Source organism: Methylobacterium sp. J-030 (assembly GCF_022829545.1).
In the GTDB taxonomy this organism is placed as follows: Bacteria; Pseudomonadota; Alphaproteobacteria; order Rhizobiales; family Beijerinckiaceae; genus Methylobacterium.
Genome location: NZ_JAKSYM010000007.1, coordinates 1 through 10,496, shown reverse-complemented (window position 1 = coordinate 10,496; position 10,496 = coordinate 1). Strand labels below are relative to the sequence as shown.

At 67.4% G+C, this 10,496-nt stretch carries 15 protein-coding genes and 1 pseudogene; 1 reads left to right on the top strand and 15 read right to left on the bottom strand.

Annotation, left to right across the window (positions count from 1 at the left end; translation table 11 throughout):
- Nucleotides 1–277 (top strand): annotated as a pseudogene (locus MKK75_RS00135) (regulator); the annotation flags it as partial.
- A gap of 485 nt (nucleotides 278–762) precedes the next feature.
- On the opposite strand, the gene MKK75_RS00130 reads toward MKK75_RS00135, so the two are convergent.
- The 15 genes from MKK75_RS00130 to MKK75_RS00060 form a co-directional block, all read right to left on the bottom strand.
- Nucleotides 763–1,047 (bottom strand): hypothetical protein, encoded by a 285-nt coding sequence (locus MKK75_RS00130; protein ID WP_192710956.1) that lies wholly within the window; start codon nucleotides 1,045–1,047, stop codon nucleotides 763–765.
- A 52-nt stretch (nucleotides 1,048–1,099) separates the two neighbouring features.
- Nucleotides 1,100–1,453 (bottom strand): hypothetical protein, encoded by a 354-nt coding sequence (locus tag MKK75_RS00125; RefSeq protein WP_244040619.1) that lies wholly within the window; start codon nucleotides 1,451–1,453, stop codon nucleotides 1,100–1,102.
- A gap of 300 nt (nucleotides 1,454–1,753) precedes the next feature.
- Nucleotides 1,754–3,037 (bottom strand): cation:proton antiporter, encoded by a 1,284-nt coding sequence (locus MKK75_RS00120; RefSeq protein WP_244040618.1) that lies wholly within the window; start codon nucleotides 3,035–3,037, stop codon nucleotides 1,754–1,756.
- 153 nt (nucleotides 3,038–3,190) lie between these two features.
- The gene (locus tag MKK75_RS00115; protein WP_244040617.1) at nucleotides 3,191–3,568 is read right to left on the bottom strand and encodes an acyl-CoA thioesterase; all 378 of its coding nucleotides are present in this window, start codon (nucleotides 3,566–3,568) and stop codon (nucleotides 3,191–3,193) included.
- A gap of 61 nt (nucleotides 3,569–3,629) precedes the next feature.
- Entirely contained in the window at nucleotides 3,630–4,844 is a 1,215-nt protein-coding gene (gene tal, locus MKK75_RS00110; RefSeq protein WP_243953212.1) for a transaldolase, read from the bottom strand.
- 97 nt (nucleotides 4,845–4,941) lie between these two features.
- On the bottom strand, nucleotides 4,942–5,241 hold the full coding sequence (locus MKK75_RS00105; protein ID WP_243953213.1) for a hypothetical protein: 300 nt from the start codon (nucleotides 5,239–5,241) through the stop codon (nucleotides 4,942–4,944).
- Between the two features lie 370 nt (nucleotides 5,242–5,611).
- On the bottom strand, nucleotides 5,612–6,784 hold the full coding sequence (locus MKK75_RS00100; protein ID WP_244040616.1) for a chromosome partitioning protein ParA: 1,173 nt from the start codon (nucleotides 6,782–6,784) through the stop codon (nucleotides 5,612–5,614).
- 30 nt (nucleotides 6,785–6,814) lie between these two features.
- Nucleotides 6,815–7,117 (bottom strand): hypothetical protein, encoded by a 303-nt coding sequence (locus MKK75_RS00095; RefSeq protein ID WP_244040615.1) that lies wholly within the window; start codon nucleotides 7,115–7,117, stop codon nucleotides 6,815–6,817.
- Nucleotides 7,118–7,199: 82 nt separating this feature from the next.
- A complete protein-coding gene (locus MKK75_RS00090) occupies nucleotides 7,200–7,562 on the bottom strand; it encodes a CsbD family protein (protein WP_244040614.1) in 363 nt (120 codons plus the stop codon).
- Nucleotides 7,563–7,636: 74 nt separating this feature from the next.
- Nucleotides 7,637–7,834 carry a hypothetical protein gene (locus tag MKK75_RS00085; protein WP_244040613.1) on the bottom strand — a complete coding sequence of 66 codons (198 nt, stop codon included), beginning with the start codon at nucleotides 7,832–7,834 and terminating at the stop codon, nucleotides 7,637–7,639.
- Nucleotides 7,835–7,931: 97 nt separating this feature from the next.
- Nucleotides 7,932–8,432 carry a YidB family protein gene (locus MKK75_RS00080; RefSeq protein ID WP_244040612.1) on the bottom strand — a complete coding sequence of 167 codons (501 nt, stop codon included), beginning with the start codon at nucleotides 8,430–8,432 and terminating at the stop codon, nucleotides 7,932–7,934.
- A gap of 40 nt (nucleotides 8,433–8,472) precedes the next feature.
- Nucleotides 8,473–8,772, bottom strand: coding sequence for a hypothetical protein (locus MKK75_RS00075; protein WP_243928201.1), 300 nt, complete (start codon nucleotides 8,770–8,772; stop codon nucleotides 8,473–8,475).
- Nucleotides 8,773–8,841: 69 nt separating this feature from the next.
- Entirely contained in the window at nucleotides 8,842–9,126 is a 285-nt protein-coding gene (locus tag MKK75_RS00070) for a hypothetical protein (RefSeq protein WP_244040611.1), read from the bottom strand.
- A gap of 48 nt (nucleotides 9,127–9,174) precedes the next feature.
- Entirely contained in the window at nucleotides 9,175–10,107 is a 933-nt protein-coding gene (locus tag MKK75_RS00065) for a YsnF/AvaK domain-containing protein (RefSeq protein ID WP_244040610.1), read from the bottom strand.
- The coding region (locus MKK75_RS00060; RefSeq protein WP_244040609.1) for a DUF2382 domain-containing protein at nucleotides 10,104–10,496 on the bottom strand (393 nt) is incomplete at its 5' end. The genes MKK75_RS00060 and MKK75_RS00065, both read right to left, overlap by 4 nt.

The window sequence follows — 10,496 nt, the reverse complement described above, 5'->3', positions numbered from 1 at the left end:
GCTTCGGTTCTACCGCGAGAACGGGGAGATGAAGGAGGTCCGTCCGACCGGAAGCTACGTCTCCGGTGCTGCCAACGGCGAGCCTCACATGGAGGGCGGCGGCGATGAGGACGCCATCGTGTTTTTTAGCAACCGCAACATAGAGGACGCGCTCTACGAGTTCCTCGACGACAGCGGAAACCTGGTGCAGGTCCTCGGCATCGCGGACTTCAAGGCACAGCTTGCCGAGCAGGTGTCCTCCGGGACCTATGCCAGGGTCGAGGGAAGACTCGTCTGAGCGACTAAAACCGCTCTCCGGGCGCTGGATCGCACGTGCGAGACTCCTATCGCGCGGAGCTTATAGAAAGGCCAACTGCAGGCGAGGCCCTACGCCTGCCTGCGTTGGTCGTTGAACGGCGGCTGCACGTATTGCGTGGACGGGGTCTGCATCCTGAGACGCGGGTCGGAGGCGTCGGTCTTAGGGCTGCCCTGTCGCACCGACTTCCAACGTAAGAGCGTGTTCAACGCGCTCCTCGCGCGATGGTGTCCGAAAGCGTCGGAGGTCAGCCTCGGATCTTCCGGTGCCTGCGGCCATACGGATGCTCCCGAGGCTTCCTGCCGACCCCCGGCGGCCGTTACGCCTAGAGGCCCTCAGGTTGGAGGTCCGCCATCGCCGAGATCCCGATGTCGGACCTGGCTGAATTTGCCCCTCCGGTTAAGAGTGCACGGCGCCGGCTTGACGGTGGTGCGTTGGGATCGAGACCGCCACGGAAGCCTGGCGGATCACCTGTGGGCTTCAAGCGAGGCCACCGCGTCGCCGTTCCAGACGATGCCGAACCCGGCATCCGCAACGGCCTCGGTGGCGACCGCCTTCCAGTCCGAGAGCGGGCGGTCTTCCGCCCGTGCGAAGACGCGCTCGCAAATCTGGCTGACGCTGCCGACCGAGGCGGCGCCGCGCTCGGCCCAGTGCCGGTTCAGGGGGATCAGGGCGGCATCGTAAAGCCGTGCCCGCTCGTTCATGGCTAGAAGATCCAGCCGCATGTCATCGATCTCGGCAGGTCCGATCATGTCCGGGCTTCCCTATGCTGGTGTCGGCAGGTCCATGCGTCTGAACGCGTGCCTATGGCAGGGCGCCGATCATGCCCTTGGCCTCGGTCATCGTGTTCTCGCAGGCGCGCTGGTCTCCACGCCGGTCCTCCTCGCCCGCCCGCAGGATCAGGGTCCGCGCGCCGACGACATGGTCGGCCGTCGAGACCGTAGCGGGGTCGCTGGGCGTGTCTTTGCGGGCGGCGGTCACCCCGCGCGGCGAGCCCGTCCGCAACGAGTGCCCGGCCTGCAGGCCAGCGACCTGCACCGCACCTGCACTGTCGAGGCGGCGCTCGATGGTGCCGATCTGCTCGGCGCAGGAGGACGCCAGGGCCGGAAGCGGCGAGATTGTGAGGCTGAGAGTTGCCAGGAGGGGTGCTAAGCGCATCGGGGTGCTTTCGGTGGGTGGCAGCATCGCAGTTGCGCTCGACGAGCGATTAACTCGATGCCGTCCCTCACGCGGCACTGCGAGGGTAGCGTCGGTACAACGGCGGAGAAGGCGTGTTGTTGCACTGCAATATCAGACGCGGGACTAGATTGCGTCTCGGCATGGCGCCGAGCCGGACGACCCGTCGGCGAGCTCGGTTCGCTGTCGACTGGTTCACCCGGTCCATCGGCATTCGGCAGTATTCCGTTGATCGACTATTGATGAGGGGGGCACGAGGAAACGGCCTTTAGCCACGCGCGGTCAGGCCGTGAAACGGGGAAGGGTCAGGTCCAGCTGGGCGCTTTCCGTGTCCCGTCCCATCCTGCGGTCGAGGGCGCGCAGCACCGGCGTAACCGTGACGCCGTGTAGGAGGATGGAGATCAGGACGGTGAGGCTGGCCGTCGACCACAGAAGATCTGTTCCCTCGAAGGACGCGTGACCCGTCGCGAACGCCAAGTAGTAGACCGTCCCCAGCCCGCGGATGCCGAAGAAGCTGACGACGGCACGGTCCTCCGAGGACCGACCGCTACCGATCAGGCCAATCCAGCAGCTAAGGGGCCGGACGATCAGGAGGGCGACCAGCGCGAAGGCGACGGCGGGCCAAGTCAGGTCGTATAGCAGTCCCCCGCCGATGAGCACCGCCCCGAACCCGACGAGTAGAACCATCATCAGGAGACGTTCGAGCTCCTCGGCGTAGTCATGCATCTTGCGATGGTAGTCATGCCCGCGGCCGGAAGAGCGCAGCGCGACGGCCGACGCGAACACGCCAACGAAGCCGTAGCCGTCGACGATCTGGACGCATCCGTAGGCGATGCAGGTCACGCCGAGTGCTACGAAGCCGTCGCCGGTGCGGGAGAGCTTCGACAGGTTGGGCAGGTGGAACATCAGCCATCCCAGCGCCCGCCCTATCGCCGCCCCGAGGACGGCGCCGATGGCGATCTTCCAGAGCACGTCGACGGCAAGCCAGTGAGACCACGAAAAACCGGCCAGGCCGCCGGTACCAGCCAGAGCGATGGCGAGGTTCACGAACGGGAAGGCGAGGCCATCATTGAGACCCGCCTCGGAGGTCAGGGCGAACCGCGGCTCGTCCTCGTGGTCCTCGTCGGGGTGGCCGACCTGGACGTCGGATGCCAGAACCGGGTCCGTCGGGGCCAGGGACGATCCTAGGAGAAGGGCCGAGGCAAGACCGAGCCCGAGAAGGGCCGACCCCAGCGCGGTCAGCGCGAGAATGGTCAGGGGCATGCCGATGCCGAGGAGGCGCCACGTCACCGACCAGCTCCGCCAACCGAAGAGGCGGTCGATCTTGAGGCCGGCCCCCATCAGCGAGATCACGACCACGGCCTCGGTGGCATGCTCGATGAGCTTGGCATGGGAGCCAGGATGGGGCGTGAGCTCACCGATGGCGGGGATGACCGACAGGGCTGCGCCGATCCCGACGCAACAGATGGGAAGCGACAGGGGCAGAGCCCGAAGCACCATCGGCAACCAAGCCGTCAGAAGCACCAGGACACCGAACCCGGCGACGACGACGACATAGGTTTCCATGTGGACTCAAGTGATTTCGGAAACCTCGGTTCAATGAATCGAACCATCCGCGACGATGGCGACGGGTCCGTGCCGACCGGGCCGGTCGGACAAGTCTGATGGAATGCCCGCGGACCGCGGATGTCGCCATGTCCAGTTCCGCCGGTCCCCCTCCTACTTCCGCGGCTTTCCATCGTCGCCAAGGGCGACGTAGGTAAAGACCCCTTCGGTGACCTTCTCGGGATCGCCGCCTGTCCTATCACGCACCCAGACCTCGACCTTCACGCCCAACGACGTCTCGCCGACCTGCTGCAGGGCGCAGTAGCAACTCACCTCGTCGCCGACCGCAATCGGCCGTAGGAAGCGCATCGCGTCGATGCTGACGGTCGCGACGCGTCCCCTGGTGCGCTGGGCGGCGAAGGTTCCGCCCGCCAGGTCCATCTGGGACACCGTCCAGCCGCCGAAGATGGCGCCGGCCGCGTTGGTGTCGCGTGGCATGGCGATGGTGCGCAGGTGTGGGCCATCGGAGACGTTCGGGACCGTGTCGCTCATATCGTATGCCTCGCCCCTGGTTTCGGTCGGGTCGAAAAACGGACAATCGGCGTGGAAAAGTTCATGTCCGAGCGCCGTTCCCTGATCGCACCGGGGCCGCCGCGGCCGGGGCACCCTTCGGGGCGTCCTGGCCGGATGCAGGGCAGACCGCTCCGGCCGGCATGACGCCGGCACCGGCCCGTTCGAGTTGTCCGGTGACCGAGGCGATGAGCTCGTTCCAGCTCGCCTCGAACGAGGCGACGGCCTTGGCCTCCAGCGTGGTGGCGACGTCCGCCATGTCGATGCCGAGCCGTTCCAGTTCGTTGAGGATGGCCTGGGCCGCGCCGGCGGGCGCATGGATCGTGTCCGGCCGGATACGGCCATGGTCCGCTACGGCGCGAAGCGTCGGCTGCGCCATGGTGTTGACCGTCTCGGGCCCGGCGAGCTCGACGACGTAACGGGTGTCGTCGAGGGCCTTGTCCTTCACCCCGGTGGATGCCCACAGAAGGCGTTGGGGCCGTGCTCCCTTCAGGGCGTGCCAGCGCGCGGAGGCGACGCTGTCCTCCCACACCCCGTATGCGAGGCGGGCGTTAGCGATGGCCGCCTGGCCACGGACGCGGTCGCGTTCGACGGCATTGCCTGCCCCCTCCGCCAGCCGGCGGTCCACCTCGATGTCGACGCGGCTGAGGAAGAACGAGGCGACGCTCTCCACCCCAACGAGGCTTTCGCCGGCGGCCGCCCGACGTTCGAGTCCAGTTAGGAACCCGTCGAGCACCGCCTCGTAGCGGGCCACCGAGAAAATCAGGGTCACGTTGACCGAGATGCCCTCCGCCAGGCAGGTCGAGATGGCGGGCAGGCCGGCATCTGTCGCGGGGATCTTGATATAGAGGTTCGGTCTGTCGACCAGCCACCACAGGCCGCGCGCCTCGGCCACAGTGCGCTCGGTATCGCCCGAGATGCGCGGATCGACCTCGATGGATACCCGGCCGTCGCGGCCGCCGGTACGGTCGTAGACCGGACGGAGGACGTCGCAGGCGGTCCGGACGTCCCAGGCGGTCAGCAGCCGAACCGTCTCGCCGATGGCGGTCCCACGCAGCGCCAGGTCGCGCACGTGGCCGTCGTAGCCCTCGCCGGCCCCGATGGCCTTGGCGAAAATGGTCGGGTTGGTGGTGATGCCGATGACTCCATCGCGCTCGACCGCTTCCGCAAGGGCGCCGGACTCGATCATGGGCCGGCTGAGGTCATCCAACCAAATGGCGACGCCGGCCGCTGCGAGGTCATGGAGGGGATCGGTCATCGGTTCTTTCTGTCAGGGCGGATGGGTGGGAGCCGTCCCCCGTGGGCCGGCGTCGGCCGTGCCGACGAACCCCCGTGGGTGACCGTCGGGTGCCGGTTCAGCCGCCGACGTCACCGTGGAAGGTCGCGAAGGACGACAGCACCTTCTCGGCGATGGCGTCGTCGACCGCGACGGAAACCCTGACCTTGCCGGCCAGCGCGGGTTCGCCCTCATTCCCGGCCTTCAGGTGCCCGTCCTCGACATCCGCTCGCGCCGCCTCGGTCCCAGCCGTGTTCTCGTCCGATGCAGGGCCGACCTGCACCGCGTTCCGATCAAGGCCGTGATCCTGCACGATGTGCTCGACGGCCATCTCCGCATCCCGGCGGGATTTGAAATCGGCTGAGATCGTCCTGGACATGTCGCCTCCGGTTTATTGTCGATGGGTCCGGAAGGACCTCGAAAGAACATTCGGGATCGACTTCCATCGTCTTGGGCAAAGGGCCGGCGCGCGGGACCGTTCCAGTGGCGAACCGTGAATACGGACGCGAGGGTGGAATTCACAATGCAATCCGAAGCTGCATTGACCACCGCGGTTCAAATCGCAGCAAGCACCCACCCTGGGCGTCTGTGATGCCCTGTCCGGAAATCCGCCGGTCAGAGCGCTTCCTCCCTATCCCGCCGATCTGCAGCCCCCTGTCCGTTCCCTGCCCGGCGAAAAAACGAGCCCAGCCTCATCTGAGGCTGGGCTCATCCTGGTTCAGCCCCCTTCGACCCCCGTCCCGCGGGATTCATTCGGACTTGGGAGCGATGGCAGGCGCTTGCGGCTGGGATGGGCCGGGATGCACCGTCATGGCAGGAGGATGGTCCGATAGCTGCTGACGTGCCTCGGCGAGCTTAGCCTGGGCCGCGGCAAGCTCATGACGGGTCGTTCCCAGCCGGTCCTCAAGGGCAGCCATCTCCTTGTTGCGGGAGGCCAGCGTCTCGGTCAGGGTCGCCAACTGCGCCTGGGCGTCGGCCTGCCGCTTCTGCAGCGCCTCTACCGCCGAGGCCGCGCCGTCGCGGTCGGAAGCCAGCTTCTGGACAGCCTGCTCAGCCTGGCTCCGTTCCAAGATCACACTGTCCCGCTCGGACTGCGCCTTGGCGAGTTGCTTCTGCGTCGAAGCCAACCCATCCTTGGCTTGCTGCACCTGCTGGCCAGCCTGCGAGACGTCGCTCGCCAGCTTTTCACGATTGCCGGTCAGACCGTCGACGGCCCGCTCCAGTTCGGCCTTCTGCCTCGTCGCCTGCTCAGTCGCGGTGCGGGCATCGGCCAGCTCCTTCTGAGCGGCAGCCGAGCCCTCGCGCGCCTTCTGCTGGCTCTCCTCGGCCTTGGCGAGGTCGGCAGTCTTAGCGGTCGCCTCCTGGGACATGGCGGCGATATCGGACCGCAGCTTTGCCTCCTGCTGGCGCGTCTCTTCCAGCCGGCGCCCGACGTCGGACAGTTCCTTGGTCCTGGCGGTCGCCGCCTGCTCGGCTGCCGTGGTGGCCTCCTTCATAGGAGCGAGCTTCTGCTCAGCCTGGGTGACCTGGGCCTGCAGCCCGGTGAGCTTGGTCGTCTCGGCCTCGGCGGTGGCCTTGGCCTCGCCGGCCTTGCGCTCGGCCTCCTGCTGTTCCGTCGCCAGGCTCGCCGCCTTCGTCTTGGCCTGTTCGCCGGCCTGAGTGATATCCCGCTCCTGCTGCTGGGCCGATGCGATCCTCGCCTGGAGCCCGTCGAGGGTACCCGCCGCCGCCCGCTGCTGATCGAGGTCCGATTGCAGGGAGACCTGCCGCGTCTCCAGGTCCTGGATGCGATGGTCCCGGGCGGTCCTCTGCCGTGCGCCCGCAATGGAGGCAACGACGAGCCAGACCAGGAGCACCACTGCCACGACGGCGAGGCTGAACGGAAGGGGCCTGCGAAGTTCGGAACGGTAGTCGATGGCCATGGCGTTCTCGCGGGCATTGGAGGGAACGGATCAGATCGACGAGGCAGCCTCGCCAGGCGTCGGTTCGGCACTGGCGGCCCCCGGCTCGGGGGTGGAAACACTCGATGCGAGACCGCCATGACCCGCCCCGACCAGGGAGCCGATCATGACGAGGAGAGCGCGGTGCTCGGGGGATCCGTTCGCCGCGGCGAGGAAATCCGCGATCTCGATGCATGACGGCCTCCCGCCGGATGGCCCGTTCGGTTCATGGAAGACGTACACGTCGGCAGGGTCGCCGCCGCGGCATAGGTACCAGCGGTCGTCGTTCGACCCGTCATGGATCAGCGTGCGCATGGGTGACATCGGAGGGTCCGCCAAGTCTCGTCCCCGTCCGAGGACCGCCCTCGTCGGAAGCGTAGCCGTGGGCGACGACCGTTCAGCGACGGCCGTGAACGACCATCGCGAGCAAGTATCCGATGGCTCCGGCCATGGCCGCCAGCACCAGCGGGGACTCCTTCGCATACTGTGCGACGGCATCGCCACCCTGCCGGTAGGCACGCTCGGCCTCGGGGAAGGCGTCGCGGCTCCGGTTGATCGCCTTGTCGGCGAGGTCGCTCGCCTGTCCGGCAACGTCGCGCACGGCGTCCTTGGCCTGTCCGACGAGGTTCTCGGCGGCACCCTTGACCTCGTTAGCCGTACCTTTGGCCTGGGTCTCCCGGTTGCCCGTGACGTCGCCGACAGCGCCCTGAACCTTGCCGCCGAGTTCCTTCTCGGCGCCGGTGATGCGGTTCTCGTCCACTGGTCAATCTCCGTTTGGTCCAAAGTTGAGCCGGCCCGAAGCAAAACACGCTTTTAGCCGATGCGAGGCGCTGACTAATTCTTCGACACGGCCTTCCTGGGTCGCGCCTTGATCGAGCTTTGGTTGGCCTTCTTCGCTCGGTCGTCGGCCTTCGAAGCGTGCTTGGCGGCCTTCTTCTCGTTGCCGTCGTCGAGGTGGCGAGCGGCCTTCTGGTGTGACTTGGCCGCCGCCTCGTGGTGTTCGGCGGCCTTGGCGTGCACGCTTCCGGACATCTGTCCCTCCCGTGACGGGGATTTACGTGCCCCGGTGCAAACGTGTGGCCGGTCGGTTCTGCGGCTTCGATACCAGCGGGATCGACCGGGTGGCTTCTCAGGCGGGCATACCAGCGACCGCGGACGGAAGCCTGCCGTCGGGGGTGTAGCGGTCCACCGCGGACGGCAGTTCGCGCGAGAGCCTGGACAGAAGGTCGTCGTGCGAGAGGCCGGTCTGCCTCGACAGCGTATCGAGGACGTCAGGACCGATGGCCGATCTCAAATGATCGGGCTTCATCTCGGCGTTCGGCCCGTGGTTGACCCAGGAGTCGGCCGCCTCGCCGTGGCCGTTCTCGCGAAAGCGGTCAACGAGTTGGCCAAGGCCGCCGCTGAGCAGGCCACCGGCACCAGCACCCCCAAGGGCGCCTCCGAGATTACCGAGCAGGCCGCCGAGACCATCCTGTCCCGCGATCCCGCCCTGTCCAGCGGGCGTACCTACGGTTGCAGGACCACCGTGGCCAGATCCGCCGAGCATCTCTTGGATCTTGTCCCGGTTCTGGAAGCCCGCCACGGCCAACAGGCCGAGCAGCGCGGTCATCGAGGGAAAGCCGTCACTCATCGGGTGTCCCCGTTCCGTTTCGATGAAACCTTTGGGCCGATCAGCAATCGTCGTCGCCGGGCTTCACGACCTTGCCCTCGGGCGGCTTGGCCTCGTTGGTGGCGGGCGTCGCGTTCGAGCCGACGTTGTTCATCGCGCCGACCGTCCCGGGGGATTCTGCCTTGGCACCGGGCGAGACCTTCGCGGTCGTGTCACCGTCGACCTTCGAGGAAGCGTCGGCCGAGCCCACCTGGCCGGTGCTGTTCGTGGTCGTCCCGACCGCACATGGCTTGGCCGAGGCGATGCCGGCGCCAAGGAGCGTTATCGCCGCCGCTACGGACAGGGTGTTGAGGATCTTCATGGGGTTTCCTTCGGGTTGGGATGGGATGCGGACCGGGCAGGCGAGCGACCGCTACCGCGAGGGGGCGGACTATTCGGAGGCCGTCACGACGTAGTCGGCAATGGCAGCCCGGCAGCCAGGCGAGACCTCCCGGGCGTTCTTGCGGAAGCAGGCGACGACCTCGGGTCCGTTCAGGTCGAGGCCGTTGCAGAAACGGGAGTAGTCGGCCGAACAGAACGGCTTCAGCGATGCCCTTGAACCAGTCTTCTCAAGAGCCTGCGCGCCGAGCGGGACGCATGATGATGCGAGGACCGCGAATACGACGAGGTGGCGGAGCTTGGTCACGGCGACGGGGCTTTCGCGATAGGTGGACATGGAATCGTACGGAGCCGGGACCGGCTCGAATCGGTCCCGGACTTGTGCTCAGAGCGGCTTGCGCGGGGTGGTTTCCGTGGAGGTGCCGGTGGTGCCGGTACGGCTTACCGCCCCCCGACCGTCCTCGACCTCGACCTCGGTGTGGCGGACCTTGTCGGTCACGGTCTCCACCCGCTGGGCCGCATCCTTGCGGATGCCGACCTCACCAACGACGCGGGCGTTCTTCGACACCACCGCCTGCTCGCGCATCTCCGTCGCCTCGATGACCTTGTCCTCGAACAGCGCCATGTCGCCCGGGGTGACGGCGCGGTCGACGACGCGACGGTCGACGTTCACCTTCTCGTCGTGGAGGGTGACGTTCTCGCTGACATCCTTCTCGACGGCGTAGGACCGAACCCGGACCCGGCCGGCATCGACCATGCGCTTGCCGACGTTGAGGCGCTCCTCGACCACGGGGATGTAATCGGTGCCTGTGGCGGTACCGTGGGCGGCGACGGCCTCGGACGGTGCGGCGGCGTGCAGGCCGGTGTCGCGGGTCGTGGCGGCGTGGTCGGACGACATCGCACCCTCACCGAGCGCTGCGGTGGCAACCGGCGCGGTCCCTGTGGTGGAACCGGTCGCACGACCGTCCCAGCCTTCCTTGCGCCAGGCGGCCTCGCGCTCGTCGAGATCGACCGAACCGTGCTCCTCCAGGATATCGGAGGCGGCGTGGACGTGCGCGTCGTCAACCTCGGCGCTCAGCATCGTGCCGCCGCGGTGCAGGCCCTCGCCGTAGGCGTGACGGTCCTCCTCCGGCATGAAGAAGTCCTTGATCGAGCCCCACATGCCTTCGTCGGCCTTGGTCGCGGTTCCGGCCGCGCCGGCCTGGGTGCCGGAGATGAGCTTGATGGCACCGGCGGGAATGCCGAGGCCCACGAGCTTGCCCTGGGCGGCGACCGCCTCGGGATGAGTGTCGTACATGGCGGTGATGGTCTGGGTCATGATGTCGGCTCCTGTGACGGGTGCATGGCGGCCTGTTCCGTGACGTGCCCCTCGGGGGACACGCGTTCGATCATGGCGTGCTGCCTGCGCAGCATCACCGGCATCTCGACGTCCTCGTCCGCCGTGGTCCGACGGATGTGCACCTCCTCCTTCAGGATGAGGCGCTTCTCGACGACGAGGATCTCTTCCAGCACCGGGATGATGGTCACCCCGGCCTCCGTCCTGACCACCGGGGGTACCTCGCCCTCGGCGAGGGTCCGGTTGACGGGCACCCGGGTCACGCCGACCATGTCGCTGCGCAGAGTCTCGCGCAGGACCTGGTCGACGGTGTCGGTTCGCGTGCTGACACGGACCCGTTCGGTCTCCACCGCACGCTTCTCGATGCGCGC